At 64.6% G+C, this 25,723-nt stretch carries 29 protein-coding genes; 14 read left to right on the top strand and 15 right to left on the bottom strand.

Going from position 1 to position 25,723, the window contains the following annotated elements; all coding sequences use genetic code 11:
* Positions 1 to 2: 2 nt before the first annotated feature.
* Both KF719_RS05295 and KF719_RS05290 read right to left on the bottom strand, forming a co-directional pair.
* A complete protein-coding gene (locus tag KF719_RS05295) occupies positions 3 to 947 on the bottom strand; it encodes a DUF58 domain-containing protein (RefSeq protein ID WP_293507663.1) in 945 nt (314 codons plus the stop codon).
* Positions 948 to 962: 15 nt separating this feature from the next.
* On the bottom strand, positions 963 to 1,961 hold the full coding sequence (locus KF719_RS05290) for a MoxR family ATPase (protein ID WP_293507662.1): 999 nt from the start codon (positions 1,959 to 1,961) through the stop codon (positions 963 to 965).
* Positions 1,962 to 2,103: 142 nt separating this feature from the next.
* Here KF719_RS05290 and KF719_RS05285 point away from each other — a divergent pair, with 142 nt between their 5' ends.
* From KF719_RS05285 to hemN, 6 genes are all read left to right on the top strand, one after another.
* Positions 2,104 to 2,739, top strand: a complete 636-nt coding sequence (locus tag KF719_RS05285; RefSeq protein WP_293507661.1) for a DUF1285 domain-containing protein — start codon at positions 2,104 to 2,106, stop codon at positions 2,737 to 2,739.
* An 11-nt stretch (positions 2,740 to 2,750) separates the two neighbouring features.
* Positions 2,751 to 3,401, top strand: a complete 651-nt coding sequence (locus KF719_RS05280; RefSeq protein ID WP_293507660.1) for a CoA pyrophosphatase — start codon at positions 2,751 to 2,753, stop codon at positions 3,399 to 3,401.
* An 82-nt stretch (positions 3,402 to 3,483) separates the two neighbouring features.
* Positions 3,484 to 4,749 (top strand): CCA tRNA nucleotidyltransferase, encoded by a 1,266-nt coding sequence (locus KF719_RS05275; RefSeq protein WP_293507658.1) that lies wholly within the window; start codon positions 3,484 to 3,486, stop codon positions 4,747 to 4,749.
* Between the two features lie 12 nt (positions 4,750 to 4,761).
* Complete coding sequence (locus KF719_RS05270) at positions 4,762 to 5,916, top strand: hypothetical protein (protein WP_293507656.1); 1,155 nt, start codon at positions 4,762 to 4,764, stop codon at positions 5,914 to 5,916.
* 40 nt (positions 5,917 to 5,956) lie between these two features.
* Positions 5,957 to 6,502, top strand: coding sequence for a hypothetical protein (locus KF719_RS05265; RefSeq protein ID WP_293507655.1), 546 nt, complete (start codon positions 5,957 to 5,959; stop codon positions 6,500 to 6,502).
* Between the two features lie 80 nt (positions 6,503 to 6,582).
* Positions 6,583 to 7,932: an oxygen-independent coproporphyrinogen III oxidase gene (hemN, locus tag KF719_RS05260; RefSeq protein WP_293507653.1), complete on the top strand. Its 1,350-nt coding sequence runs from the start codon at positions 6,583 to 6,585 to the stop codon at positions 7,930 to 7,932.
* Between the two features lie 4 nt (positions 7,933 to 7,936).
* On the opposite strand, the gene hemF is transcribed toward hemN, so the two are convergent.
* Positions 7,937 to 8,845, bottom strand: a complete 909-nt coding sequence (gene hemF / locus KF719_RS05255) for an oxygen-dependent coproporphyrinogen oxidase (RefSeq protein ID WP_293510583.1) — start codon at positions 8,843 to 8,845, stop codon at positions 7,937 to 7,939.
* 2 nt (positions 8,846 to 8,847) lie between these two features.
* On the bottom strand, positions 8,848 to 9,324 hold the full coding sequence (locus tag KF719_RS05250) for a tRNA (cytidine(34)-2'-O)-methyltransferase (protein WP_293507651.1): 477 nt from the start codon (positions 9,322 to 9,324) through the stop codon (positions 8,848 to 8,850).
* Positions 9,325 to 9,568: 244 nt separating this feature from the next.
* On the opposite strand from KF719_RS05250, the gene petA reads away from it, so the two are divergent.
* From petA to mtnA, 6 genes are all read left to right on the top strand, one after another.
* A complete protein-coding gene (gene petA, locus KF719_RS05245) occupies positions 9,569 to 10,108 on the top strand; it encodes a ubiquinol-cytochrome c reductase iron-sulfur subunit (protein WP_293507649.1) in 540 nt (179 codons plus the stop codon).
* A 13-nt stretch (positions 10,109 to 10,121) separates the two neighbouring features.
* The gene (locus KF719_RS05240) at positions 10,122 to 11,390 is read left to right on the top strand and encodes a cytochrome b N-terminal domain-containing protein (protein WP_293507647.1); all 1,269 of its coding nucleotides are present in this window, start codon (positions 10,122 to 10,124) and stop codon (positions 11,388 to 11,390) included.
* A gap of 11 nt (positions 11,391 to 11,401) precedes the next feature.
* Positions 11,402 to 12,202, top strand: a complete 801-nt coding sequence (locus KF719_RS05235) for a cytochrome c1 (protein WP_293507645.1) — start codon at positions 11,402 to 11,404, stop codon at positions 12,200 to 12,202.
* A 153-nt stretch (positions 12,203 to 12,355) separates the two neighbouring features.
* Positions 12,356 to 13,246 (top strand): S-methyl-5'-thioadenosine phosphorylase, encoded by an 891-nt coding sequence (locus KF719_RS05230; protein ID WP_293507644.1) that lies wholly within the window; start codon positions 12,356 to 12,358, stop codon positions 13,244 to 13,246.
* Positions 13,215 to 13,784: an adenine phosphoribosyltransferase gene (locus KF719_RS05225; RefSeq protein ID WP_293507642.1), complete on the top strand. Its 570-nt coding sequence runs from the start codon at positions 13,215 to 13,217 to the stop codon at positions 13,782 to 13,784. Before KF719_RS05230 ends, KF719_RS05225 begins: the two co-directional genes overlap by 32 nt.
* 27 nt (positions 13,785 to 13,811) lie before the next feature.
* Positions 13,812 to 14,906 carry an S-methyl-5-thioribose-1-phosphate isomerase gene (mtnA, locus tag KF719_RS05220; protein WP_293507640.1) on the top strand — a complete coding sequence of 365 codons (1,095 nt, stop codon included), beginning with the start codon at positions 13,812 to 13,814 and terminating at the stop codon, positions 14,904 to 14,906.
* A 314-nt stretch (positions 14,907 to 15,220) separates the two neighbouring features.
* Here mtnA and KF719_RS05215 read toward each other — a convergent pair whose 3' ends face one another.
* The 11 genes from KF719_RS05215 to lgt form a co-directional block, all read right to left on the bottom strand.
* A complete protein-coding gene (locus KF719_RS05215; protein ID WP_293507638.1) occupies positions 15,221 to 15,898 on the bottom strand; it encodes a dienelactone hydrolase family protein in 678 nt (225 codons plus the stop codon).
* Between the two features lie 25 nt (positions 15,899 to 15,923).
* Positions 15,924 to 16,400: a MaoC family dehydratase gene (locus KF719_RS05210; protein ID WP_293507636.1), complete on the bottom strand. Its 477-nt coding sequence runs from the start codon at positions 16,398 to 16,400 to the stop codon at positions 15,924 to 15,926.
* 2 nt (positions 16,401 to 16,402) lie between these two features.
* Entirely contained in the window at positions 16,403 to 16,876 is a 474-nt protein-coding gene (locus KF719_RS05205) for a MaoC family dehydratase (protein WP_293507635.1), read from the bottom strand.
* A 240-nt stretch (positions 16,877 to 17,116) separates the two neighbouring features.
* Positions 17,117 to 18,226 (bottom strand): redox-regulated ATPase YchF, encoded by a 1,110-nt coding sequence (gene ychF / locus KF719_RS05200; RefSeq protein ID WP_293507634.1) that lies wholly within the window; start codon positions 18,224 to 18,226, stop codon positions 17,117 to 17,119.
* A 3-nt stretch (positions 18,227 to 18,229) separates the two neighbouring features.
* Entirely contained in the window at positions 18,230 to 18,850 is a 621-nt protein-coding gene (gene pth / locus KF719_RS05195) for an aminoacyl-tRNA hydrolase (protein ID WP_293507632.1), read from the bottom strand.
* Between the two features lie 26 nt (positions 18,851 to 18,876).
* On the bottom strand, positions 18,877 to 19,530 hold the full coding sequence (locus KF719_RS05190; RefSeq protein WP_293507630.1) for a 50S ribosomal protein L25/general stress protein Ctc: 654 nt from the start codon (positions 19,528 to 19,530) through the stop codon (positions 18,877 to 18,879).
* A 152-nt stretch (positions 19,531 to 19,682) separates the two neighbouring features.
* Positions 19,683 to 20,618: a ribose-phosphate pyrophosphokinase gene (locus KF719_RS05185; protein WP_293507628.1), complete on the bottom strand. Its 936-nt coding sequence runs from the start codon at positions 20,616 to 20,618 to the stop codon at positions 19,683 to 19,685.
* Between the two features lie 167 nt (positions 20,619 to 20,785).
* A complete protein-coding gene (locus KF719_RS05180) occupies positions 20,786 to 21,697 on the bottom strand; it encodes a hypothetical protein (protein WP_293507627.1) in 912 nt (303 codons plus the stop codon).
* A gap of 179 nt (positions 21,698 to 21,876) precedes the next feature.
* The gene (gene pgeF / locus KF719_RS05175) at positions 21,877 to 22,647 is read right to left on the bottom strand and encodes a peptidoglycan editing factor PgeF (protein ID WP_293507625.1); all 771 of its coding nucleotides are present in this window, start codon (positions 22,645 to 22,647) and stop codon (positions 21,877 to 21,879) included.
* A 10-nt stretch (positions 22,648 to 22,657) separates the two neighbouring features.
* On the bottom strand, positions 22,658 to 23,776 hold the full coding sequence (locus tag KF719_RS05170) for an SAM-dependent methyltransferase (protein WP_293507623.1): 1,119 nt from the start codon (positions 23,774 to 23,776) through the stop codon (positions 22,658 to 22,660).
* Positions 23,737 to 24,558 (bottom strand): prolipoprotein diacylglyceryl transferase, encoded by an 822-nt coding sequence (lgt, locus tag KF719_RS05165; RefSeq protein WP_293507621.1) that lies wholly within the window; start codon positions 24,556 to 24,558, stop codon positions 23,737 to 23,739. The genes KF719_RS05170 and lgt overlap by 40 nt, the downstream gene beginning before the upstream one ends.
* A 162-nt stretch (positions 24,559 to 24,720) precedes the next feature.
* Between lgt and KF719_RS05160 the strand changes: the two genes are divergently transcribed.
* A complete protein-coding gene (locus KF719_RS05160; protein WP_293507619.1) occupies positions 24,721 to 25,026 on the top strand; it encodes an accessory factor UbiK family protein in 306 nt (101 codons plus the stop codon).
* Positions 25,027 to 25,197: 171 nt separating this feature from the next.
* Complete coding sequence (locus KF719_RS05155) at positions 25,198 to 25,701, top strand: YbjN domain-containing protein (RefSeq protein WP_293507617.1); 504 nt, start codon at positions 25,198 to 25,200, stop codon at positions 25,699 to 25,701.
* Positions 25,702 to 25,723 lie beyond the last annotated feature (22 nt).

Here is a 25,723-nt window from a genome sequence, read left to right as displayed (position 1 = left end):
GATCAGACGCCCGGCCGTGGCGGCTTGCGCGCCTCGATGGCGCCGGAAAGCGCACTATAGAGCGCCAGCAGCGCCGTCTGCGGCACACGGTCGGTGCGATGCGTTGCAAAGGTGAAGTTGATGCGCCGCGCCACGTCCATGATGCGGTCGCGGTGAATGTCGAGGCGTTGGCGATAGGCTTCGCGCAGGTTCTGCGCGCGTCCGGCCATCAGCCGCATGTCCTCCTCGACGCCCTCGAATTCGGTGCGGCCCGAAAAGGGCAGGTCTTCTTCCGCCGGGTCGAGCACCTGGATGATATGACCGCGAATGCCTTCGGCCGCGTATCCCTTGATGCGCGCGACGATGTCGTCGGCGGGTGACAGGAAGTCGCCGATCAGTACCACTTGCGCGTAACGCGGCAGGTGTTCGGGCGGCGGCAGGCTTTCGAACTTCATTGCCTCGCTGTCCTCCGGCGCGTCGAGCAGCGCATGCGCCATGCGGCGTTGCGCGGCGCGGCCGTTCATCGGTGCGAAGCCGCCGCCAAGCAGCGCGATGCTCTCGCCTCCTTGCACCAGCAGCGAGGAAAGCGCCAGCGCCAGCACGGTGGCGCGGTCTTTCTTGGTGCAGGGCGCGAAATCGGAGGCGTAGTCCATCGAGGCCGAACCGTCGCGCCATATCCAGACGCTTTCGGCCGCCTCGCGCTCGGTCTCGCGCACGAAAAGATGCGTCGAGCGCGCCGAATGCCGCCAGTCGACGGACGAGGCCGTGTCGCCTTCACGAAAACGGCGGAACTGCCAGAAGGTTTCGCCCATGCCGATGCGGCGGCGGCCGTGAACGCCCTGCGCGACCGTCGATGCGACGTGTTCGGCTTCCGTCACCAGCGGCGGCATGACTTCGGCCAGCGCCTCGGCCTGCTCGCGCAGGCCGGTTGCGCCCGAAGGGGCAGCCGGTGATCCGGGAAGGCGCATCGCTCTCACTCACATTCAGCCGAAGTTGCGGCAGAGCCTGTCGATCACGCCCGACACGGTGACGCCTTCGGCGCGGGCCGAGAAATTGAGCGCCATGCGGTGGCGCAGCACGGGCGCGGCCAGCGCCGTCACGTCCTCGATCGAGGGCGAGAAGCGGCCGTCGATCAGCGCGCGGGCGCGCACCGCCAGCATCAGCGCCTGGCTGGCGCGCGGGCCGGGGCCCCAGGCGACATGGCGTTCGACTTCGTTCGATGCGCCCTCCTCGGGACGCGCCGAGCGCACCAGTTCGAGGATCGCGTTGACGACCTTTTCGCCGACCGGCACGCGGCGCACCAGACGCTGCGCGGCCATCAAATCCTCCACCGTCATTGCGGCGCGCGCCGTCGGCATGCTTTCGCCGGTGGTTGCCAGCAACATGCGGCGCTCGGCCTCGAGGTTCGGGTAGTCGACATCGATCTGCATCAGGAAGCGGTCGAGCTGGGCTTCGGGCAGCGGATAGGTGCCTTCCTGCTCCAGCGGGTTCTGCGTCGCCAGCACATGGAAGGGCGCCGGCAGCTCGTAGCGGAGGCCGGCCACCGTCACCTGCTTTTCCTGCATCGCCTGCAACAGCGCCGACTGGGTGCGCGGAGAGGCGCGGTTGATTTCGTCGGCCATCAGCAACTGGCAGAAGACCGGACCCTTGATGAAGCGGAAGCTTCTGTGGCCCTGGTCGCTCTCTTCCAGCACTTCCGAGCCCAGAATGTCGGCCGGCATCAGGTCGGGCGTGAACTGCACGCGCTTGTCGTCGAGGCCCAGCACCTGGCCCATCGTGTGGACGAGCAGCGTCTTCGCAAGGCCCGGCACGCCAACGAGCAGCGCATGGCCGCCCGCCAGCACCGTCACCAGCGTCTGGTCGATCACCTGTTCCTGACCGTAAATGACCTCGCCGATGGCCTCGCGCGCCGCCGCGATCCGGGCCCCGGTCGCTTCGATTTCCTCGACGGCATTGCCGCCCGCTTCACTGAGTGTCTGCATTGACCTACATATACCGTATGTGCCGCATTTTGCCTCGATGGCCGGGGCGCCATTGGCGCGGGCCATCGTGACGATAATATGGCCGGAATCGCCGGTTTGCGGCAGCAAATCGCCTTCACGTTACCGGGAGGACCGAAGAAATATGGCCGGCGTGACCGGAAAGACCGCGGGCAAGCCCGAAAAATCCGAAGCCGGCGGCGCGCCGGGCGGGTTGAAGGGGCTGGCCGTTGCCGAGGCCGAAGGCCAAAAGGCCCGCGGGCTGCCGCCGGTCCACTTGTGGAATCCGCCTTTTTGCGGCGATCTCGACATGCGCATCGCGCGCGACGGCACCTGGTACTACATGGGGACGCCGATCGGCCGCGCGCGGCTGGTGCGGCTGTTCTCCACCGTGCTCAGGCACGACGAGGACGGGAAATACTATCTCGTCACGCCGGTCGAAAAGGTCGGCATCACGGTCGACGACGCACCGTTTCTCGCGGTTGCGATGAAGGTCGAGGGCGAGGGACGCGACCAGCAGCTCACTTTCACCACCAATGTCGGCGACGAGACGGCGGCCGGGCCCGACCACCCGATGCGCTTCGTGATCGACGCCGAAACCGGCGAGCCGGCGCCTTATGTTCATGTGCGAGCGCGGCTCGAGGCGCTGATCAACCGCGCCGTCTTCTACGATCTGGTCGAGCTCGGCGTCGAGGAGGAACATGAGGGCCGGCGCTGGTTCGGCGTCTGGTCCGGCGGCACCTTCTGGCCCTTCATGCCGGCCGAGGAGATGGCGTTCTAGGCCGCCTGCGCATGGAGCATTACCGCACCCGCATCCTTTCCCGCACCGACCGGGAGCCGCCGCCCCTGACCGCGCTTCTGGCACCTGAGGGTGTGCCGCGGCTGCGGGGCGACCACGATCTCAACCCGCCGGACGCCCATGTCTGGGTCGAGCCCGAGGAGCGGCCGAGCCTGCGCGCCGCCGCGGTGCTGGTGCCGGTCATCGAACATGCCCATGGGCCGCATGTGCTGCTGACGCGCCGGGCCGAGCATCTCGGTACCCATTCGGGCCAGGTGGCGTTTCCGGGCGGCAAGATCGATCCCGGCGAGACGCCGGCCGAAGCCGCCTTGCGCGAGGCGGAAGAGGAGGTCGGGCTCGCCCGCGCCCATGTGACGGTTGCCGGCTATCTCGACGCCTATGAGACCGGCACGGGCTTCCGCATCCTGCCGGTGGTGGCTTTCGTCACGCCGGGTTTCAGCCTGACGATCTCGCCGCATGAGGTGGCAGAAGCCTTCGAGGTACCGCTCGAATTCCTGATGGACCCGGCCAATCACCAGCGCCACAGCGCCGTCTGGCGCGGGCGGCGGCGCGAATATTACGCGATGCCCTATAATGGCCATTACATCTGGGGCGCGACCGCCGGAATGTTGAAAAACATGTATGACCGGCTCTATGGCGACTAGCCACCGGGGTTCGAGGGCAGACAGGCGCCGCCACCCGTCCTATATGTGACGGCCAGAATAAAAATCGCCGGAGTGAAACAGGATGAGTGCCGAAAAAGTGCCGAACGGGAAACTTGCGCGTGCCGAATGGCTGAACGCCGCCGACACGAAGGCCGTGCTCGACGCGCTCGGCGCCGATGGCGGCACGGCGCGCATCGTCGGCGGCGCGGTGCGCAACGCGCTGATGGGCGAGCCGGTTTCCGACATCGACATTGCGACTTCCGAAACGCCGGAGCGTGTTATGGCGCTGCTCGCCGCCCGGGGCATCAAGACCGTGCCGACCGGCCTCGACCACGGCACCGTCACCGCCGTCACGCCGAGCCGTCATTTCGAAATCACCACGCTGCGCGCTGACGTCAAGACGGACGGCCGCCGCGCCGATGTCGCCTTCACCGGCGACTGGCTGACGGATGCCGGGCGCCGCGATTTCACCATCAATGCGCTTTATTGCGACGCCGACGGCACGGTTCACGATCCGCTGGGCGGCGCCGACGACATCGCGGCCCGGCGCGTGCGGTTCATCGGCGATGCGCATCAGCGTATCCGCGAGGATTACCTGCGCATCCTGCGCTTCTTCCGCTTCCATGCGCATTACGGCAAGGGCGAGCCGGACGCGGCGGCGTTGCGTGCCTGTGCGGATGAACGCGACGGCCTCAAGCAGCTTTCCGGCGAGCGGGTGCGCGACGAATTGCTGAAGATCGCATCGGCCGAAGATGGCCCGGCCGCCTTCCGCCAGATGGCGGCGGCCGGCATTCTTACGATCGTGCTGCCGGAAGCAACGCGGCTCGACCGCTTCGAAAAGCTTGTCGAGATCGAGACGACGCAATTGTTCCGGCTTGAAGCCGATCCGATCCTGCGTCTCGGTTCGATGCTTGATCTCGATGCGGCGGGTGTGTCGGCGCTGGCGTCGCGGCTCCGGCTGTCGAACCGCGAACGCGACCGGCTTGCCGCCATGCTCACCGACCCGACCAAGATCGTCTGCTATATGTCGATGCGCGAAATGCGCCGCGCGCTCTACCGCATGGGCGTCGAACTTTTCAAGGATCGCGTCTCGCTCGGCTGGGCCGGCGACCGCCGCGGCCACAACGCCTTCCAATGGCGGGCGCTGCTCGCCATGGCCGACAGCTGGGAAAGGCCTGTGCTGGCCTTGACCGGCGACATGATCAAGGCCGCCGGCGTCCCCGAAGGCCCGGAGATCGGCCGGGTGCGCGCGGAAGTCGAGGAATGGTGGATCGATTCCGATTTTATCGAGGACGAATTCTCGATCATCGAACGGCTGAAGGCGGTGGTGCAGGCGACGGTTTACTAAGGGTGGTGAACGTTGATTTTTCGTAGAATAGCCAACTATCTTGGCAATTCTCCGCCGGTAATGTTGGCACGTCTTCGCATTGCGGACTGGCCAGCCAATTACAATGTCATTAAACTAAATAACTTACTCGACAACGCCGGATTAAGTGAAAAAACGCGCGATGGGTTTGTTGCTCCTGATGCGTGCGAGCAAGCGCAGGCGCTAATCGACAATGCATTAAAAGACCCTCGACCAATCAAAATGCGCATCAATCTTCTCCGTGGCGACGGCAAGCCATGGAAGTTCCATGGGTCTGCTACCACTGAAAGTGCAAAGAGCATACATCTATCCACGGCGCACCCAGCACATTTTCTAGAGGGATTCTTTTCTGAGCTTCGGGTTCAAAATCTTTCGCCCAGTGTTGAGATTGAAAACGCATCGATACGTGACTTTCATGTTGAGGTGAGCAAGGACGCCGGAGCAAAGACCGACTTACTCTTCACCAATAGCTGGCTTTCTCGTTTGACGCTTGCACCGTCGACAATTCGGCACTTCTCGTATCGCGATGGTGGAATTGGAGACATCGATTGCCCGGGGTCGGTTGCAAATAATCCGTTCACGGGGTCAGTGGTGTTCTCCAAGGTCTTTTTGCCCAGAACACGGCGCGGTTTCCAAATTGAAGGAGCGCAGCCTTATCGAAATATGCGATACCATCTGGCGCAGCTCCAAAATGGACCTGCAGCTTCAATTTTTCATTCTGCGGAGTTGGCGGTTGAGCGTGATGATGAGCGCGGGCTCAATTGGTTTTTCAATTTTCTATATGAAGAATTTTCGGACTATGGTGCATCACCGGTGCGGCCTCTGATTTGGTTGGGGTTGCTTTGGATCGCGACGGCCACGCTACTGTTTGCGACAGGAGTTGAAATTGGCGGCTCGCCGAAAGACGCCGTTGGCTGGCAAAGCCTTCTTTATCGAACTGATTGGAAAGGCGATCTGCTGCGAGCGGTGATTGTCGGCTTTCAACCGATCTCATGGCTTGGCTCTCTGATCTCACCGGGACAGCCTGTGGCAATGGTACCGAGTTGCTTGTTGACCCAGATTTGGCTTGTGATTGACGGAATTCTGTCCACGGTTTTGCTGGCTTTGTTTATCTTCGCTTTGAGGCGGCGGTTTCGTATGGCCAGCTAGCGGCTGAAATACGTCGCCAGATTTCAGGGGAGGGGAACCCATGATCCGTAACGCAGTTCTGGCGTTGTGCCTTGCCACACCGCTCGCCGCATGCGGCGACAGCGATGCCGAGCGCGGTGCGGCCGAGGTGGCGGCGAAGTTCTACGACATTCGCCTGAGCGAGCGTTCGGGCGGTGTGCCCGAAGGCGATCTCCGCACGCGGCTCCGGCCCGTCGTCTCGCCGGCGCTCGACAGCCTGTTCGCGCAGGCCGCCGAGGCCGAGCGGCGTCACACCGAGCGCACCAACAATTCCGAGCCGCCCTATCTGCAGGGCGACATCTTCTCGTCGCTGTTCGAAGGCGCGACGGGATACGAGATCGGCAAATGCGAAGACGATGAAGAGGCGCTCACCGCCACCGTCGTTTGCGACGTGATGCTGGTGCACGACACGGAGGACGAGCCCGTGCAATGGACCGACCGCGTCGTGCTCGTCTCCGACAACGGGCGCTGGATGGTCGACGACATTCGCTATGGCGGCGACTGGGACTTTGCCTCCAAGGGATCGCTGCAGCCGATGCTCAAGGCGGTGATCGCCGAGGAGGAATAGGGCCCCCGCGACCATCTGCCGCCCGGCTGCGGCATTTGTGCCGATTGCGGGCGCCGCCGCGCGGCGCCTAGCCTTTTTCCATGCGCAGCGATTTCATCGAGCGATACGACCTTCGGGTCCCGCGCTACACCTCCTATCCGACGGCGCCGCATTTCGGGCCGTCGGTGGACGGTGCGGTCTATGCGCGCTGGCTCGGCGGTCTCGATCCGGCGCTGCCGCTGTCGCTCTATCTCCACATCGCCTATTGCGCCGAGATGTGCTGGTTCTGCGGCTGCCACACCAAGGCGACGAAGAAATATGCGCCGGTCGCCGATTATCTCGACGCGCTGCTCGCCGAGGCGCGGCTCGTGTCGCGCCACCTGCCGGCGCGCATGAAGATCGACCACATTCATTTCGGCGGCGGCAGCCCGACGCTTCTGACGCCCGGCGATTTCGGCCGCACGCTGGCCGTCCTGCGCGAATACTACAACATCCCGCTCGATGCCGAGATCGCGGTCGAGCTCGATCCGCGCACGGCGGATGAACCTTATGTCGCGGCGATGGCGCGGGCCGGCGTCACGCGGGCCTCGATCGGCGTTCAGGATTTCGACGAACGGGTGCAGCGCGCGATCAACCGCATCCAGCCGCATGAGGTGACGGCGCGCGTCATCGGCTGGCTCCGCGCGGCGGGCATTTCGGCGATCAACATGGATCTCTGCTACGGGCTCCCCCATCAGACGGTGGCGAGCCTTCTCGACACGGTCGACAAGGCGGCGGCGCTCAGGCCCTCGCGCATCGCGCTGTTCGGCTATGCGCATGTGCCCTGGATGAAACGGCACCAAAGGCTCATTCCGGAAGCGGCGCTGCCCGGCCTCGCCGAACGCTGGGAACAATATGAGGCGGCGGCGGCGCGGCTTGCGGCGCATGGCTATGTCGCCGTCGGGCTCGACCACTTCGCGCTGCCGGATGACGAAATGGCGAAGGCGCATGAGGCGCATGCGCTTCACCGCAATTTCCAGGGCTATACGACGGATGCCGCGCCGGTGCTGATCGGCCTCGGCGCGTCGGCCATCGGCGCCTTGCCGCAAGGCTATGCCGCGAACGAACTGGCGATCGACCGCTACAAGGAAGCGGTGCGCGAGGGCCGGTTGCCGGTGACGCGCGGCATCGCGGTGACGCGCGAGGACAGGCTTCGCCGCGCGGTGATCGAACGGTTGATGTGCGACATGGGCGTCGACCTCGACGAGATCGCGTCGATGCATGACGTCGAGGCGGACCGTTTCGACGGCGAGCTCGACCGCCTCGCGCCGCTCGAAGCCGACGGCATCGTCACGCGCGACGGCCGCCGCGTGATGCTGACCGAAGAAGGCCGCCCGCTGGTGCGCGCCGTCTGCGCCGTCTTCGACAAATATCTGGGGCAGGGCGCGGCCCGGCACTCGAAGGCGGTCTAGCGCCTCACGGCCACTTCACCGTTGGCGGCATGGACGACAGGATCGCGTTCACATTTCCGCCGGTCTTCAACCCGAAAGTCGTGCCGCGGTCGTAGAGCAGGTTGAATTCGACATAGCGGCCGCGCCGCACGAGTTGTTCCTCGCGTTCGGCCTCGCTCCATGTCTCGTTCATGTGGCGGCGGACGAGCTGCGGATAGATGTCGAGAAAGGCCCGGCCGACATCCTGCGTGAAGGCGAAATCCTTTTCCCAATCGCCTGAATTCAGGTGATCGTAGAAAATGCCGCCGGTGCCGCGCGGTTCGTTGCGGTGGGGCAGGAAAAAGTACTCGTCGCACCACTTCTTGAACTTCGGATAATAGTCCGCGTCGTGCCTGTCGCAGGCGCGTTTCATGGCGGCGTGAAATTCGATCGTGTCCGGGTGGTCGTCGCGGCGCTGCACATCGAGCACCGGCGTCAGGTCGCCGCCGCCGCCGAACCAGCCCTTTGTCGTCACGACATGGCGCGTGTTCATGTGCACGGCGGGTACGCGCGGGTTCTGCATATGGGCAATCAGCGAGATGCCGCCCGCCCAGAAGCGCGGGTCTTCCTCCGCGCCCTGCATCTGCTTGCGGAAGTCTTCCGAAAATTCGCCATGCACGGTCGAAATGTGGACGCCGACCTTTTCGAAGACGCGGCCGGTCATTACCGACATTTCGCCGCCTCCTTCATCTCGTGTGCCGTCGCCGCGCTTCCAGGGCGTGCGCACGAAGCGCCCGGCGGGCCGGTCCGACAGCGTACCGGTCAGTTCGTCTTCCAGCTTCTCGAATTCGGCGCAGATCGCGTCGCGCAATTCGCGGAACCAGGCCGCGGCGCGCGCCTTCTGCTTTTCGGTGTCGTCGGTCGCGGACATGGCGGGCACGTTTCGCTGGAGCATTGTCATTCGGTCACCTCTCTATTAGCCGCCGTGAAGCCGTTTGTCTGCCGCAGCGCCTCGCCCAGCACCATTGCGGCGGCAAGCGCCACGTTGAGCGAGCGGGCGCCGGCCCGCATCGGGATCGTCAGGCGCGCATCCGCCGCCTCATGCACATCGTCCGGCACACCGGCGCTTTCCCGCCCCAGCAACAGGATGTCCGAGGCGGCGAAGCTAAAGTCCACAAAATTATTATGGCTTTTGGTCGTCAGCAGAACAAGGCGCGAATCCGCGGGCCGCGCCGCCGCGAAATGGGCCCAGGAGGCATGCCGGGTCACGTCGGCCAGTGCGCCATAATCGAGGCTGGCGCGTTTGAGGTCGCGGTCCGACCAGTGGAAGCCGCAGGGCTCGATGATGTCGACGGCGACGCCGAGGCAGGCCCCGAGCCGGATCAGCGTTCCGGCGTTTTGGGGGATGTCGGGTTCAAAGAGCGCAAGGCGCATCGGGGGCCTTTCCGTGGCGTGGTGAAGCGGCTGCCGCATGGCGCCGGCGGGCACTCTTTGCGTCATTTCGACATGCGGCGATGCGTCATCCTGCCACAGGCGCGGCGGGGCTGGACAATGTCCCGATTGGATGCCACAAAACCACGCAATGCATGGGGCGAAAGCAGGGGATTCGTCGGTCTTTCGTCCCGCGCAACGGGTGTCTTCCACCCCGTTGCCGCACTTCAACGAGGAGACCTGAACCGTGGCACAAACCCACGCGGTCGAGCCGACCAGGCGCGATTTTCTCTATGTAGCGACCGGATCATTTGCCGCCGTTGGCGCGGCCTTCGCGGTCTGGCCGCTGATCGACCAGATGAACCCCGATGCCTCGGTTCTGGCGCTGGCTTCGATCGAAGTCGACATTTCCAACATTCCCGAAGGCCAGGAAAGCACGTTCAAGTGGCGTGGCAAGCCGGTCTTCATCCGTCATCGCACGGATGCGGAAATCGCGGCGGCCGATGCCGTCGATACGGCCGCGCTGCCCGACCCGGAAGCCGACAGCGCGCGTGTGCGCCCCGGCCCGTCGGGCGAGCTTGAAAAGAAGTGGCTCGTCGTCATCGGCGTCTGCACGCATCTGGGTTGCGTGCCGCTCTCCTATCGCGGCGAGTTCGACGGTTATTTCTGCCCCTGCCATGGTTCGGTCTACGACACCTCCGGCCGCATCCGCAAAGGCCCGGCGCCAACCAATCTCGAGGTGCCGCCTTACGAGTTCGTGTCCGACTCCAGAATTCTGATCGGCTGAGGGGCATAAAAAGATGAGCCATCAAAGCACCTACACTCCCGGCAACGGCTTCTCGCGCTGGATGGACGAACGCCTGCCCATCATGCGGCTGGTCAATGACAGCTTCGTCGATTACCCGGTGCCGAAGAACCTCAACTACTGGTGGACCTTCGGCGCCGTGCTGAGCTTCTGCCTCGCGGTGCAGATCGTCACCGGCATCGTGCTCGCCATGCATTATGTCCCGACGACGGAACTCGCCTTTGCCAGCGTCGAGCACATCATGCGCGACGTGAATTACGGCTGGCTGATCCGTTATGTGCATTCGAACGGCGCCTCGATGTTCTTCATCGCCGTCTACATCCACATGTTCCGCGGTCTCTATTACGGCTCCTACAAGGCGCCGCGCGAAGTCCTGTGGATTCTCGGCGTGCTGATCTACCTGCTGATGATGGCGACCGCTTTCTTCGGTTACGTGCTTCCCTGGGGCCAGATGAGCTTCTGGGGCGCGACCGTCATCACCAACCTCTTCGGCGCCATTCCGCTGGTCGGCGAGGCGCTTCGCACCTGGCTCTGGGGCGATTTCGCGGTCGGCGATCCGACGCTCAACCGCTTCTTCTCGCTGCACTACCTCTTCCCCTTCCTGATCGCCGGCGTCGTGATCCTTCACGTCTGGGCGCTGCATGTGACGGGGCAGAACAATCCGGCGGGCATCGAGGTCAAGGATCCGAAGAAGGACACCGTCGCCTTCACGCCCTATGCGACGATGAAGGACGCCTTCGGTCTTGCGATCTTCATGATCCTCTTTTCCTACTTCGTCTTCTTCAATCCCAACGCGCTGGGCGAGCCCGACAACTACATCGTCGCCGATCCGCTGGTGACGCCGGCCCATATCGTGCCGGAATGGTATCTCCTGCCGTTTTACGCGATCCTGCGCGCGGTGCCGGACAAGCTCGGCGGCGTGGTGCTGATGTTCGGTGCCATCGCGATCCTGTTCGTGCTGCCCTGGCTCGACACGTCGAAGGTCCGTTCGGCGCGTTTCCGGCCGCTCTTCAAGCAGTTCTTCTGGATTTTCGTCGTCGCCTGCATCGGGCTCGGCTATTGCGGCGGCCAGTCGCCCGACAAGATCCTGATCGCGGTCGGCGATGGCGGCTTCGACGTCACCGATCTCTCGCGCATCCTCACCATCTATTACTTCCTGCACTTCCTCGTTCTCTTCCCGCTGTTGGGGCTGATCGAGAAGCCGAAACCGCTGCCCGAAAGTATCGCCGCTTCGGTGCTCGGGTCGGAACCGGCCAAGAGCTGAGGGAGACGAAAGTGAAAAGCAAGATGATCGACATCTCCCGCAAGACCGGCCTTCTGGCGCTGGCGGCTGCCGCCGCCATCGGCCTGCCGCTGCTCGCCGCACCGGCCGGGGCCGCCGACGCCGTCAAGCCGATCCAGCTCGACTGGTCGTTCCAGGGCGTCTTCGGCGTCTACGACCGCGACGCGCTGCGGCGCGGCTACAAGGTCTACAAGGAAGTCTGCGCCGCCTGCCACTCGGCCGAACTTGTTCGTTTCCGCAACCTGATGGAGCCGGGCGGGCCCGAATTCACCGAGGGTCAGGTCAAGGCGCTGGCCGCCGACATCGTCGTTGTCGACGGGCCGGATGATCGCGGCGACATGTTCGAGCGTCCGGGCGAGCCCAAGGACCGCTTCCCGTCGCCCTATCCCAACGATCAGGCCGCCGCCGCCGCGATGGGCGCCGCGGCGCCCGACCTCTCGGTCATCGCCAAGGCGCGGCCGGACGGCGTCAACTATCTCTACTCGCTGCTGGTCGGCTACACGGACGCGCCGGAAGGCTTCGAACTGCTGCCGGGCCTCTCCTACAACACCTACTTCCCCGGCCATGTGCTGGCGATGCCGCGGCCGCTCTCCGACGGTCAGGTCGAATACGAAGACGGCACCCCCAACACCGTCGAGCAGATGGCGAAGGACGTGACCCATTTCCTGATGTGGACCGCCGAGCCCAAACTCGAACAGCGCCACCGCCTCGGCTTCCAGGTGATGATCTATCTGGTGCTGCTGAGCGGCTTCCTCTGGTTCGCGATGCGCAAGGTCTGGTCCGACCAGCACTGAAAAGGCGTCACACGAAATTGACGGAAAAGGGCTCCCTCGGGGGCCCTTTTTCATGGCGCCGCCGCGCTGGTTTGTTATATGGGGACGCATAACCTCCGGTCGTCATGGCCCGGCTTGTCCGGGCCATGACGGTAAGAAAAGCGGGAGAGACCAGTGGCCAAAACCGTGCTCGGCGTCATCGGCGGCAGCGGCGTCTATGAGTTTCCGGGGCTGCGCAACGAGCGCTGGCAACGCATCGCCTCGCCCTGGGGCGAAGCCTCCGACGAACTGCATTTCGGCGAGCTGCCGGTGGGCGAGGGCAAGACCGTCGAAATGGTCTTCCTGCCGCGCCACGGCCGCGGCCATCCGCATTCGCCGACCACCATCAACTACCGCGCCAATATCGACGTGTTGAAGCGCGCCGGCGTCACCGACATCATTTCGGTCTCGGCGGTCGGTTCGCTGAAAGAGGAATTGCCGCCCGGCCATTTCGTCATTGTCGACCAGTTCATCGACCGCAGCTTCGCGCGCGAGAAAAGTTTCTTCGGCGAGGGTTTCGTCGCCCATGTCTCGATGGCGCAGCCGGTCTGCCCGCGCCTCGGCGACCACATTGAGGCCGCCTGCAAGCGCCACGACATCGCCCACACGCGCGGCGGCACCTACATGGTCATGGAAGGCCCTCAATTCTCGACGCTCGCCGAAAGCAATCTCTACCGCTCCTGGGGCTGCTCGGTGATCGGCATGACCAACATGCCGGAGGCGAAGCTCGCCCGCGAGGCCGAGATCTGCTACGCGACGGTTGCGATGGTGACGGATTACGATTGCTGGCACCCGGATCATGCCCATGTCGAGGTTGCCGATGTCGTGCGCGTGCTGGAGGAAAACGCCGGTCACGCCCGCGCCGTCATCCGCGCCGTTGCCGAAAGCTTCGGGCCCGAGCGCCAGCCCTCGCCGCAGGGCCTCGACCGCGTGCTCGACACCGCGCTGATTACCGCGCCCGACAAACGCGATCCGGCGCTCGTCAAAAAACTCGATGCGGTCGCCGGCCGCGTGCTCAAGGGGTGAGGGCCGACACATGAACATCAAGGAATTTATCCGCACGATCCCGGATTATCCGAAGCCGGGCATCCAGTTTCGCGACATCACGACGCTCTTGGGCGATCCCGCCGGGTTTTCCGGCGCGGTCGATGCGCTGGTGGCGCTGCATGACGGAGCGAAGTTCGACATCGTCGCCGGCATCGAGGCGCGCGGTTTCATTCTCGGCGGCGCGGTCGCCCACCGGCTCGGCCTCGGTTTCGTGCCGGTGCGCAAGAAGGGAAAATTGCCCTTCACCTCGATCGGACAGGACTACGACCTTGAATACGGCACCGATACGGTCGAAATCCATATCGACGCCATCAAGGACGGCGAGCGCGTGTTGCTGATCGACGATTTGATCGCCACCGGCGGCACGGCGGAAGCCGCCGTCAAGCTGATCGGCCGCGCCGGCGGCAATGTCGCGGCGGCGAGTTTCGTCATCGAACTGCCGGAGCTTGGCGGGCGCGGGCGGCTCGAAGCCTTCGACATCGAGGTTCTGTCGCTCTGCGCTTATGAAGGCCATTGACCCCGCGCGACACACCGGAGGGCCGCCATGAAGATCGACGGCACGCACTACCGCACCATCTGGCTTGCCGATGACGGCCGCGCGGTCGAAATCATCGACCAGACGAAGCTGCCGCATGAATTTACGACCCTCCGTCTCGAAACGGCGGAAGATTGCGCGCGCGCGATCCGCGACATGAATGTGCGCGGCGCGCCGCTGATCGGCGCCACCGCCGCTTATGGCATCTGCCTCGCGCTCCTGGCCGACCCGTCCGACGCTGCGCTCGACGCGGCTTGTGCGCTTCTGGGCGCGACGCGGCCGACCGCCGTCAATCTCCATTGGGCGATTGCCGAAATGCGCGCCGCCGTGCTTCCCATTGGCACGCAGGCCCGCGCCGAGGCGGCCTTTGCCCGCGCCGCGGCGCTTTGCGACGCCGATGTCGAAACCTGCCGCATGATCGGCGTTCACGGGTTATCGATCGTTCGCGGCATCGCGGAGGCAAAGCCCGGCCGCCCGGTCAACATCCTCACCCATTGCAATGCCGGCTGGCTCGGCTGCGTCGATTGGGGCACGGCGCTGGCGCCCATCTACATGGCGCATGATGCCGGCATTCCGGTTCATGTCTGGGTCGATGAAACGCGGCCGCGGAACCAGGGCGCGGCGCTCACCGCCTTCGAGCTTGGCGGCCACGGCGTGCCGCACACGATCATCGCCGACAATGCCGGCGGCCATCTGATGCAGCATGGCCATGTCGATATGTGCATCACCGGCACCGACCGCACGACCGCAACCGGCGACGTCGCCAACAAGATCGGCACCTATTTGAAGGCGCTCGCGGCGGATGCCAGCGGCATCCCCTTCTATGTCGCGCTGCCGCATACCACCATCGACTGGTCGCTGACCGACGGCATCGCGCAAATCCCGATCGAGGAACGCGACGCGCGCGAGATCACGCATGTGACCGGCCGCGCGGAAAACGGCGAAATCGTCACCGTCGAAATTTCAGCCCCCGGCAGCGCCGCATTGAACTATGGCTTCGACGTGACGCCGGCACGGCTCATCACCGGCCTCGTCACCGAACGCGGCCTCTGCGCGGCGAGCCGCGAGGGCTTGCTGGGGCTTTATCCGGAGCGGCGCGGGTAGGGTGGGGCGGGGCGAATTCCTTTCCGCTCCCGATCGTCATTGCGAGGAGCGCTAGCGACGAAGCAACCCAGAAGCGGCAAATGCAGAGTCTGTCGCTTCTGGGTTGCTTCGCTACGCTCGCAATGACGAATTTCTCATGTGCCTGCCAAACCCAAGGATGTCATCCCGGCGAAGGCCGGGGCCCATTGGTTCCCTCAGCAAGGGCGATTGAGCGCTGCGCCGGCGCCGACGCACAATATTGAGCCCTGCGGCAAGAGGCGCCGCGAGTGGGCCCCGGCTTGCGCCGGGGTGACAACAGCGGGTGGAACGCCCCCTCACGCCCCGTCAAACAGCGCCAGCGTCCGCTTCAGCGCCAGTTCGGCCGACGCCTTGTCGTAGTTGTTGCGGCGGTCGGAATTGAAGCCGTGGTCGGCGTCGTAGACATAGACCTTCACTTCCGGATGCGCGGCCTCGATGCGGCGCACGTCTTCCATCGGGATGCCCTTGTCCTTCTCGCCGAAATGGCAAATCGTCGGGCATTTCGGCGTCTCGCCGATATAGTCCTTGATCGCGCCGCCGTAGTAGCACGAGGCGGCGTCGAGCCCCTCGGCGCGGCAAGCCGCGACCCAGCTCACCGTGCCGCCATAGCAATAGCCGGTGATGAAGACCTTCGCGTTGCCGTCGGCGCGCAATTTGTCGATGCACATCTGCGCGTCGAGCACGGTGTTCTCGTAAGGATTGGCGGCGCGCAGCTCCAGCGACTTCTGGATGTCTTCCTGGGCATAGGTCGCCTGGAAATCCTTCACCTGCCGGTCATAGAGCTGCGGCGACAGCACGTCATAGCCGCGCGCCGCATAGTCGTCGCAGAGATCCTTGATATGCGCGGTGACGCCGAAGATTTCCATGATGAGGACGAGCCCGCCTTTGCGCGCGCCTTCGGCCTTTGCGTGGTAGCAGAGAATTTCCGCGCCGTCGCCGCTTGTCAGCGTGATCATGTTTCCCTTGCGTGCCATCGCTTCCTCCCTTTTGCGTTTCTTGTCAGCCCGGATTGCGGCGCTCGATCATGCCCTGTCCGGTAAATTCGAGCACCGTTTGCCCATGCTGGTTGATGCCGATGTTTCGGCTCCGGATGATGCCCCATTGTGGCCGCGATTTCATTTCGATTTTCTCGATCACCGTTGACGAATATGTGATCGTGTCGCCCGGGCGCACCGGGGCCGGCCATTTCATGTCGAGAAAACCGGGCGAGGGGCCGCCAGCGGGCTTGCGCCCCGTCTCGTCGGGCGGATCGTCGCGGCCCGTCCGTGAACGGATCATCATTTTCATCCAGGTGGCGGTCGTGTGCCAGCCGCTCGCCGTCAGCCCGCCAAAGGGGCCGGCTTTCGCCGCTTCCGCGTCGATATGGAAATATTGCGGATCGTATTTGGCCGCGAAGCGGATGATTTCTTCCTCGGTGAAGGTGTAGGGTCCGAGTTCCGTATGCGCGCCGATCTCGATGTCTTCGAACCAGGGCATGCCTATTCCTCCGCCGGGGCGCCGGGATGGCGGCGTCCGTACATCGCCCAGCCGAGCGAGGTCAGCACCACCTCGTCCTTCTGGTTCAGCATTTCGATCAGGAATTTCGTCAGGCCCATTTCCGGGCGGCTTTTCGAGGCGCGTCGTTCGGTGCAGGTGCGCCGTACACGGAGCACATCGCCCACATAGACCGGCTTCTTCCAGCGCACTTCGTCGACGCCCGGCGCGCCCATCGAGGCGCTTTCGAGGATGTAGCCGTCGCACATCATCCGCATCAGCATTGCGCAAGTGTGCCATCCGCTCGCGCAGAGCCCGCCCAGGATCGAGGCCTTCGCCGCTTCCTCGTCGAGATGGAAGGGTTGCGCGTCGAACTCGGACGCGAATTCGACGATCTCCTCCTTCGTCACCAGCTTCCGGCCGAACTCCACCGTCTCGCCGAGGCGGAAGTCCTCCCAGTAGTATTTCGGTTGGGTCATCGTTCTGTGCGCCTCTCGCAAAACCGGGGATAAATTATTTTCCCCGTCTCCGAATCGCCGCCGTGGCGTTTTCGCCGCCGTCCGAAACCGGGGATTACTTTTTTCGCGGCGCCCGAAATCCCGTTTGTGACAGTGTTTTGACAGTTCAGTGACAGTGAGGGTTTTTTCTGCCGTTTTCGACTGTCACAAACCGGGTTATCCCCGGCCGCCGGAGGTGTGATCGGATGGCGTTTCCGCTCCTCAATTGGCAAACCGGAAATGCATCACATCGCCGTCCTGCACCACATATTCCTTGCCTTCCAGACGCATCTTGCCGGCATCCTTCGCGCCCTGTTCGCCGCCAAGCTTCACATAGTCCTCATAGGCAATCGTCTCTGCACGGATGAAGCCCTTTTCGAAGTCGGTGTGGATGACGCCGGCGGCGGCGGGCGCGCGTGTGCCGCGCGTGATCGTCCAGGCGCGCGTTTCTTTCGGTCCCACCGTAAAATAGGTGATGAGATCGAGAAGTGCATAGCCGGAGCGGATCAGACGCGCGAGGCCCGGCTCGGCGAGGCCCAGCGTTTCGAGATATTCCTTGCGGTCCTCGGCCGGCAGTTGCGCGATCTCTTCCTCGATACGCGCCGAGATGACGACCGATTGCGCGCCTTCGGCCTTGGCGCGCGTTTCGACCGCCTTCGAGTGTTCGTTGCCGGTCGCGGCCGAAGCCTCTTCCACGTTGCAGACATAGAGCACCGGCTTCGAGGTCAGCAGGTTGAGCCCCTCCCAGGCCTTCATGTCCTCGGCGGAGATTTTCCCCTGCGCCGTCGCGATCCGCGCCGGCTTGCCCTCGCGCAGAAGTTCAAGCGCCACATGCATCAGATCGAAAAGCTGTTTGGCTTCCTTGTCGCCGGCCTTCGCCTTTTTTTCGGCAGCCGCCGCGCGCTTTTCGAGGCTGTCGAGATCGGCGAGCATCAATTCCGTCTCGACGATTTCGGCGTCGGCCAGCGGGTCGATGCGGTTCTCGACATGGGTGATGTCGTCGTCGACAAAGCAGCGCAGCACATAGGCGACCGCGTCCACCTCGCGGATTGTTGCGAGAAACTGGTTGCCGAGGCCTTCGCCTTTCGACGCGCCTTTCACGAGGCCTGCGATATCGACGAAGGTCAGCCGTGTCGGGATGATTTCCTTGCTCTTCGCAATGCGCGCCAGTTCGTCGAGCCGCGCATCGGGCACCGCCACTTCGCCGACATTCGGTTCGATGGTGCAGAAGGGATAGTTCGCGGCCTGCGCGGCGGCGGTCTGCGTCAGCGCGTTGAAAAGCGTCGATTTGCCGACATTCGGCAGTCCGACAATGCCGCATTGGAAACCCATGGCTCACGCATCTCCGTTCTTTGTCTTGTCGATCTTCTTCGTCTTCGGCGGTTCGGGGTTGAGCGCCAGATGCACCTTGTTGGCGAATGTGGCGTCCTTGCCTTCGGCCAGCAGCGGCGCGGCATCCGCAATCGCGTCGATCAGCGGCTCCACCCAGTCCTTTATTTCGGCCTTCGAGAAGTCGCCCAGCACCGCGCCCAGCACGCGCTCCTTCTCACCCGGATGACCGATACCGATCCGTACACGGCGGAAGTCGGGACCGATATGTGCGGCGATCGAGCGGATGCCGTTGTGGCCCGCCGTTCCGCCGCCGGTCTTGATGCGCAGCTTCGCCGGCGCGAGGTCGAGTTCGTCGTGGAAGACGATCACGTCGGCGGGCTCGATCTTGTAGAAGCGCATCGCCTCGCCGACGGCGCGCCCGCTCTCGTTCATGTAGGTCGTCGGTTTCAGCACGATGGCCTTTTCGCCATCGAGCGTACCTTCCGAGACGAGCCCCTGAAAGCGCGCGCGCGGCGCGGCAAAGGAATGGCGGCGAACGATCTCGTCCGCCGCCATGAAACCGATGTTGTGGCGGTTGCGGGCGTATTTCTCGCCCGGATTTCCGAGACCGACGAGCAGGATCATCGCCGGCTCCTTTCAGGCCACGCGGATCAGTCTTCCTTGTCGGAAGACTTCTCCTCGTCCGTCTTCTCCGCTTCGGCAGGTGCCGCTTCGGCGCTCGCCTCGGCCGAAACCACGGCGGCCGGCGCGGCGATGGTCGCGATGGTGAAGTCGCGGTCGGTAATGGTCGGCTTCACATTCGACGCCAGCTTGACGGCCGAAATATGAATCGAAGTTCCCATCTCGTAGCCGGTGAGGTCGATGTCGAGCTGCTCGGGGATCGCGTCGGCCGGGCAGATCAGTTCGACCTCGTGGCGCACGATGTTCAGTACACCGCCGGCTTTCAGGCCGGGCGAAGCTTCGTGGTTGTGGAAGTGCACGGGCACGTCGACGGTGACGGTCGCGTTCTTGCCGAGGCGCAGGAAGTCGACATGAATGATGAAGTCGCGCACCGGTTCGAACTGCACGTCGCGCGGGATCACGCGTTCCTTCTTGCCGTTGATGTCGACGTCGAGCACATGGCTCATGAAGGTGCCGGTCTGGTAGAGCGTCGTCACGTCCTTGTAGCTGACGGCGATCAGTTCGGGCGACTTCTTGTCGCCATAGATGACGGCGGGAACGCGGCCTTCGCGACGGAGCGAGCGGACAGCCCCCTTGCTGCCTTTCTCGCGCGTCTCGGCAGCGAGAATCTGGGTCTCGGCCATGACAAAATCTCCAATAAAAACAGGGCCTTAAGGGCCCATTCGATGACCCGCAAGTCTCCTCCAGGGGTGTGGAAGTGCGGGATTGCGGGCCTTATAGCCGCCAATCGGGCAAAACTCAACCGGGGCGGGGTGGGGCGCCGGAGGCCTTGCCGTCAGTCGAACAGGCTCGAAACCGAGCGTTCCTCGGCGGTCCGGCGCATGGCCTCGCCGATCAGCGGGGCGATCGTCACGACGCGGATGTTGTGGCTGACGCGGACGGCTTCCGTCGCCTGGATCGAATCCGTGATGACCAGTTCCTTCAATTGCGAAGCCGAGACGCGGGCGACGGCGCCGCCGGAAAGAACGCCATGGGTGACATAGGCGGAGACTTCGGTGGCGCCCGCCTTGAGCAGCGCGTCGGCCGCGTTGCAGAGGGTGCCGGCGCTATCGACGATGTCGTCGACCAGGATGCAGGAGCGGCCTTTGACGTCGCCGATAATGTTCATCACTTCGGATTCGCCGGCGCGTTCGCGGCGCTTGTCGACGATGGCGAGGTCGGCGCCGATGCGTTTGGCGATGGCGCGGGCGCGCACCACGCCGCCGACATCCGGCGAGACGATCATTACATTGCCGTTGGCCGCATAGTGCTGCTCGATGTCGCGTGTCAGAACGGGCGCGGCGAAAAGATTGTCGGTCGGAATGTCGAAGAAGCCCTGTATCTGCCCCGCATGGAGGTCGAGCGTCAGCACGCGGTCGGCGCCGGCCGTCGTCACCAGATTGGCGACGAGCTTGGCCGAGATCGGTGTGCGCGCGCCGGGCTTGCGGTCCTGCCGCGCATAGCCGAAATAAGGGATCACCGCCGTGATGCGCCGTGCGGATGCGCGCCTGAGCGCATCCATGATGATCAACGTTTCCATCAGGTGGTCGTTGGCGGGATAGGATGTCGACTGGATCACGAAGACGTCTTCGCCGCGGACGTTCTCCTGGATTTCGACGAAGATTTCCATGTCCGCGAAGCGTCGGACGACGGATTTTGTAAGTGGCAGGTTGAGGTAGGCGGCGATCGCTTCGGCAAGCGCCCGGTTTGAATTGCCTGCGACCAGTTTCATGCCGTGATCCCCGCGCTTCGCCCCTGAACTTCAAATCGCCGCGACGGTCCTGCCGGAAACGTGACAGGCCGGTGACGGCGCGAGCGCGTTGTAACAAGGGGGCCCGACCCTGTAAACACGCAAACTTCCGGCCCGAAACTGCCTGTTTTCAGGGCATTCTCGCGCAATCAGGATTGGCCGCGCGACGGCGCCAGCAATGCCATCACCCCCTCGGCGGCGGCCTCCGCGGCGCTCTCGGCGAGCTTGCCCCAGCGCCCGGCGATCTGCGCTGCGTCGGTCGCATTTTTCTGGTTCACCTCGCCCAGCGTTTCGCCCTCGGCCGATGTCACGACCCAGCGGATCGAAACGTCGGTGCGGCCGTCTGCGCGCGATGCGGTGACGACGCTTCCCTCGACCTTGTAGCCGTCGTCCCGCAACCAGGTTGCCGTCGGCACCCGGCGCGCGAGCGCACTGTCGAGCGCGCGGGAAAGCGCCTGGTTGCCGTCGCCTGGTGCTGCGCCGACGATGACCTTGAAAGGCAGGCGGTTGTTCGTTTGCGGGAGCGGCGCCCGCGCCGTGCCGGGCGCGATGCTGCCGGTGACGATGGTGTCGATGTTTTCACCCGCCGCCTGCATGCCGCCCTGCGCCTCGATTTGACCTGAATACCAGACGGCAAGTTTCGAGGCCGCGTCGCTTGCGATGCGCCGCAAGTCGGCCCGGCCGATACTGGACCATGGATCGCCGCCCTCGGCGCGAAGCGGCAGGGTTTCCTCGTTGACGACCCGATGCACGCGTTCGCCGGATGCGTCGTGCACATCGATGACGGTCACGACATAGGCGCCGTCGGCATTTTTGCCGGCGCCCATCGCGCCCGACACTTCGTATGTGCCGGCGCCGCCGATTGCGACCGGCAACCGAAGTCTCGCGGTTTCTTCCTTCAGCAGCGCGGCGAAAATATTCGCTTCCGTGTCGGGCACGCCGCTCAGCGCCGCAATCGCAATGCCGGGGGTCGCGGCGGACGGGGCCGCGCTTGCGACCGTCGCGTCGGTTTCACGCTGTGCGTTGCGGTCCGATGCCGCCTCGTCGGCACAGGCCGCCATGGCGAAAATTGCGATGGCCGCGCCCACGCGAAGGCGATGCGCGCCGGTCTGTTTCCAGCCCGGAGCGCTTTCCGCTAGTTCTGGCCGCGTATTTGTCAGCACCGCCGGTAGCCTCTCGTGTCCCGCCCGGGCGGCGGGCGCCCTCGGCGTTAGTCTAGTCCGATTCGGATGGCCGCCATTCATTCAGGGCGCAGCACGATGGCGGAGATTTGCCGCCCGTAATCGGGCTCGTTCCGGTGGGTCGCGCGGCGATAGGAATAGAATCGCGCCCGCTCGCGATAGGTGCAGTGCCCGAGCACCGCGACCGCGCCGATGTCGGCGGCGTGAAGGCGCGCTTCGGCATATCCGGGCAGGTCGAACATGAAATGACCGGGCTTTTCGGACGTGCCGAACCATTTGGCGTTTTCGGCATCGGCATCGAGGAAGCGCATCCGGAATTCGGCGCCGACCTCATAGGCCTCACGCGAGATGCAGGGGCCGATGGCGGCGGCGATGTTGCCCCGCGTGGCGCCGAGCTTCTCCATCGCTTCGATCGTCGCCTCCATGATGCCGGTCAGCGCACCCTTCCATCCCGCATGGGCCGCGCCGACGACGCGGGCTTTCTTGTCGGCGAAAAGAACCGGCGCGCAATCGGCGGCCAGCACGCCCAGCACAATGCCGGATGCGGCGGTCACCATTGCGTCGGCTTGCGGCGCCTCTTCCCATGTCCATGGCGCCGCAACCTCAACCACATCGGCGCTGTGGATCTGGTGGACGGTGACGAGGCTTTCAGGCTCGACGCCGAGCGACCGGGCGACGCTTGCCCGGTTTTTCAGCACCGCCTCCCTGTCGTCGTTCGAGCCGAGCCCGCAATTCAGCGACGCATAGATGCCTTTCGACGCGCCACCCTCGCGGGTGAAAAATCCGTGCCGGACATGGGGGACGACTTCGAGTGGCTTTGCGGTCAGCATGGAGGCTCTCTCACACAAATCCGGCGGGCGTGGGCGTGCCGCGCGGCACGATCCCCAGCACCTTGAACAAGCTGCCCATCTCGCCGGGCGCGGTCAACCGTCGCAAGCCCGCATCGATGTCGGGGGCCTGAGCCGCCGTCGCGCGCCGGCGCAAGTTTGCCGCGCGCGCCTCGATGCCGAGCGCCGTCAGGAACGCGCCTTGTTCGACGGGCCCATGCGCCGCCGCACCACCGGCACGAACGGCGTTCGCCAGCGCTTCGAAATCGACATGCGCCGTCAGGTCGGCCTCGCCGGGTGCTGCGAACGGGTCGGCATATTGGTGGCCGCGCAGCGCCTGCAGCGTGTCGCCGGGCGCGCTTCGCGCATGGCCGTAGTCGACGATCAAGGCCGCGCCGCCCTGCGCGGCGATGCGTGTGGCGATGGCTTGCGCGATCGCCGCCGATGCCGGTGAAATTTCGGCGATGGCGCCAAGGGGCGCGGCGCGCATGGCAGGCGGCAGGCCGGTCTCGCCGGGAAGCGGCACCGGCGCGAGCACCGGTGCGAGGCGGCCTTCCGCGATGCCCACATACCGCTCGCACCAGCCGCGTTCGGTGCGCTGGTACTGGACGATCGGCAGCGCGTCGAAGAACTCATTGGCGATCAGGAAGAGTGGTCCTGCGGGCAAGGTGTCGATGCGCTCGTGCCATGTCGCCCGCGGAACGCGCTCCCTTTGCGCTTTGCGCAGCACCGGGCTCGTTTCGACGAAGTGAATTTCGGCCGCGTCGGTCATGCCGGGCGCGGCGCGCATGGCGCGCAATGCATCGGCCATCAAAGTGCCGCGGCCGGGGCCGAGTTCGGCAAGCAGGAAGGACGCGGGCGCGCCTTGCGTCGCCCATATGTCGGCCAACCAGAGGCCGATCAGTTCGCCGAACATCTGGCTGATTTCCGGCGCGGTCGTGAAATCGCCGCGCGCGCCCAGCGGATCGCGCGTCATGTAGTAGCCGTGTTCGGGATGGCCGAGCGCCAGCGCCATGTAGTGGGAGAGCGGGATCGGCCCCGTTTCCTCGATCAGCCGGGCGATGTGGCGGGCGAGCGGTGTGGCGTCCGCCGTCATTTCCGTTTCGGCTTCGGCGCCGGAGCGCTTGCGCATTTCCAAACGATCGCGACGCCGATCAACGCCATCGGGATGGACAGCATCATGCCCATGGTCAGCCAATCGCCGGCGAGGAAACCGATCTGTGCGTCGGGTTCGCGGAAAAACTCGACGATGGTGCGCGCGACGCCATACCCCACGATGAAGCCGCCCATGACGACGCCAGGTTTCTGCAGCATGCCGAAACGATGGGTCAGCAGGCGCAGGACGAAGAACAGGACGATGCCTTCGAGCGCCGCTTCGTAAAGCTGGCTCGGGTGGCGCGGGAAGGGGCCGGCGCCCGGAAAGATCACGCCCCAGGGCGCGTCGGTGACGCGGCCCCAGAGTTCGGCATTGATGAAGTTGGCGATGCGGCCGAAGAAGAGGCCGATGGGCGCCGCGGCGCTGACAATGTCCATCATCGTCAGGCCGGATATGCCCCGTCTGCGGGCGAACCAGAGCATTGCGACGAGGACGCCGAAAGCGCCGCCGTGGAAGCTCATGCCGCCCTGCCAGACATAGAGAATTTCGAGCGGGTTCTGAAAGAAGTATCCGGGATTGTAGACCAGCACATAGCCGAGGCGGCCGCCGAGAATGACGCCGAGCGCCGCCCACAGAAGCGCATCGTCGACATCGAGCCTCGTGACGGGCGACTTGCCGGGCCAGAGCCGCGGCGTCTCCGCGAGCGCCACGACATAGCGCCAGCCGAGGATCAGACCGGCAATGTAGGCGAGCGCGTACCAGCGGATGGCGAAGGGGCCGATCTGGATCAGCACCGGGTCGATGTCGGGGAAGGGCATGCGGCTCGGCCTCGGTGTGGGGCCCGCTTCGGGGCAATGGCGCGCTAGTTTGCCCCCCGACCTCATCATGTCAAGGAAGGGCCCGCGTCGTTCGGTCCGGTTCGCTTTCGCGGCGCGAGGCGCTATCTTCCATTTGCCGACGCCGCAACCGGAGAGCCGCCCATGACCCAGACGCAGAACCGTATCCTCGACGAACTCGGACGGCTTTTCACAAATGCCGCCGGCGCCGCGCAAGGCATGCGCACCGAGGTCGAGACGCTGATCCGCGCCCAGGCCGAGCGGCTGATCGCCGATATGGACCTTGTCGGCCGCGAGGAATTCGATGCGGTGCGCGCCATGGCCCAACTTGCGCGTGAGGAGAACGAGGCACTCAAGGCACGGATCGAGACGCTTGAAGCGGCGCTCGCGGCCAAAAAATCCAAACCCTCGAAGCCGCCCGCGGGCAATGTCGGCGGCGAGGGCATCTGACGGCGGCCTCGGGTTTCCCACAGCTTTTGTCCCGATTTCGGCCAAGGGGCCGTCCCGCAGGGTTGCACCGACTCAACGCATCATGCAGGTTAGGTATCGTGTTCAAGGGCAGGACGCCTACTAGATATGGGGTTTCGGCCCTGTTCAGTTGCATCCGATGCGGGGGATCGAATGAAAGGCACAGTCGCCGAGACTGCGGAATTCGACGGCAATCCCCTCGATCTTCTTGAGCAGGTGGCCTCCGTCCGCGACTGGTTTTTCGAACGCAGCCATGAGGATGAACTGAACATCTGCGTGGCGGGCGACTGGCGCGACTACCAGATTTCACTCAACTGGCGCGACGACCTTTCGGGGCTTCATGTCGCCTGTGCGCTCGACCTGCGTGTGCCGCCCGAGAAGCGGCCGGTCATTCGCCATCTCCTGACCCTGATCAACGAGCAGCTCTGGTCCGGGCATTTCGACATCTGGTCCGACGACGGGGTCGTGCTGTTTCGCAACAGCCTGCTGCTTTGCGGCGGTGCGGCGGCGACGCCCGAGCAATGCGAAGCGCTGCTGCGGCTCGCGGTCGAGGCGTGCGAACGCTATTATCCGGCAATGCAGTTCGTCATGTGGGCGGGCAAATCGGCCGAGGAGGCGATTGCCGCAGCCATGTTCGAGACGCAAGGCCGCGCCTGACGGCTTTCCGGTTCCGGCGATT

The organism is Parvibaculum sp., from assembly GCF_019635935.1.
In the GTDB taxonomy this organism is placed as follows: Bacteria; Pseudomonadota; Alphaproteobacteria; order Parvibaculales; family Parvibaculaceae; genus Parvibaculum.
The sequence above is the reverse complement of the archived record's forward strand: the minus strand, read 5'-3'. Positions and strand labels throughout refer to the sequence as shown.

Coding starts and splice junctions, on each gene's coding strand:
- KF719_RS05185 (WP_293507628.1), bottom strand. CDS start 20,618: ATGAAACTGGTCGCAGGCAATTCAAACCGGGCGCTTGCCGAAGCGATC.
- lgt (WP_293507621.1), bottom strand. CDS start 24,558: ATGCCCTTCCCCGACATCGACCCGGTGCTGATCCAGATCGGCCCCTTC.
- KF719_RS05190 (WP_293507630.1), bottom strand. CDS start 19,530: ATGGCCGAGACCCAGATTCTCGCTGCCGAGACGCGCGAGAAAGGCAGC.
- KF719_RS05290 (WP_293507662.1), bottom strand. CDS start 1,961: ATGCAGACACTCAGTGAAGCGGGCGGCAATGCCGTCGAGGAAATCGAA.
- KF719_RS05285 (WP_293507661.1), top strand. CDS start 2,104: ATGGCCGGCGTGACCGGAAAGACCGCGGGCAAGCCCGAAAAATCCGAA.
- KF719_RS05265 (WP_293507655.1), top strand. CDS start 5,957: ATGATCCGTAACGCAGTTCTGGCGTTGTGCCTTGCCACACCGCTCGCC.
- pth (WP_293507632.1), bottom strand. CDS start 18,850: ATGATCCTGCTCGTCGGTCTCGGAAATCCGGGCGAGAAATACGCCCGC.
- KF719_RS05170 (WP_293507623.1), bottom strand. CDS start 23,776: ATGCGCAAGCGCTCCGGCGCCGAAGCCGAAACGGAAATGACGGCGGAC.
- KF719_RS05275 (WP_293507658.1), top strand. CDS start 3,484: ATGAGTGCCGAAAAAGTGCCGAACGGGAAACTTGCGCGTGCCGAATGG.
- KF719_RS05215 (WP_293507638.1), bottom strand. CDS start 15,898: ATGGCACGCAAGGGAAACATGATCACGCTGACAAGCGGCGACGGCGCG.
- ychF (WP_293507634.1), bottom strand. CDS start 18,226: ATGGGTTTCCAATGCGGCATTGTCGGACTGCCGAATGTCGGCAAATCG.
- KF719_RS05250 (WP_293507651.1), bottom strand. CDS start 9,324: ATGCGCCTTGCGCTCTTTGAACCCGACATCCCCCAAAACGCCGGAACG.
- KF719_RS05295 (WP_293507663.1), bottom strand. CDS start 947: ATGCGCCTTCCCGGATCACCGGCTGCCCCTTCGGGCGCAACCGGCCTG.
- KF719_RS05210 (WP_293507636.1), bottom strand. CDS start 16,400: ATGCCCTGGTTCGAAGACATCGAGATCGGCGCGCATACGGAACTCGGA.
- KF719_RS05280 (WP_293507660.1), top strand. CDS start 2,751: ATGGAGCATTACCGCACCCGCATCCTTTCCCGCACCGACCGGGAGCCG.
- KF719_RS05160 (WP_293507619.1), top strand. CDS start 24,721: ATGACCCAGACGCAGAACCGTATCCTCGACGAACTCGGACGGCTTTTC.
- hemN (WP_293507653.1), top strand. CDS start 6,583: ATGCGCAGCGATTTCATCGAGCGATACGACCTTCGGGTCCCGCGCTAC.
- KF719_RS05225 (WP_293507642.1), top strand. CDS start 13,215: ATGCGGTCGCCGGCCGCGTGCTCAAGGGGTGAGGGCCGACACATGAAC.
- hemF (WP_293510583.1), bottom strand. CDS start 8,845: ATGCTCCAGCGAAACGTGCCCGCCATGTCCGCGACCGACGACACCGAA.
- KF719_RS05205 (WP_293507635.1), bottom strand. CDS start 16,876: ATGACCCAACCGAAATACTACTGGGAGGACTTCCGCCTCGGCGAGACG.
- pgeF (WP_293507625.1), bottom strand. CDS start 22,647: ATGCTGACCGCAAAGCCACTCGAAGTCGTCCCCCATGTCCGGCACGGA.
- KF719_RS05240 (WP_293507647.1), top strand. CDS start 10,122: ATGAGCCATCAAAGCACCTACACTCCCGGCAACGGCTTCTCGCGCTGG.
- KF719_RS05180 (WP_293507627.1), bottom strand. CDS start 21,697: ATGGCGGCCTGTGCCGACGAGGCGGCATCGGACCGCAACGCACAGCGT.
- mtnA (WP_293507640.1), top strand. CDS start 13,812: ATGAAGATCGACGGCACGCACTACCGCACCATCTGGCTTGCCGATGAC.
- KF719_RS05155 (WP_293507617.1), top strand. CDS start 25,198: ATGAAAGGCACAGTCGCCGAGACTGCGGAATTCGACGGCAATCCCCTC.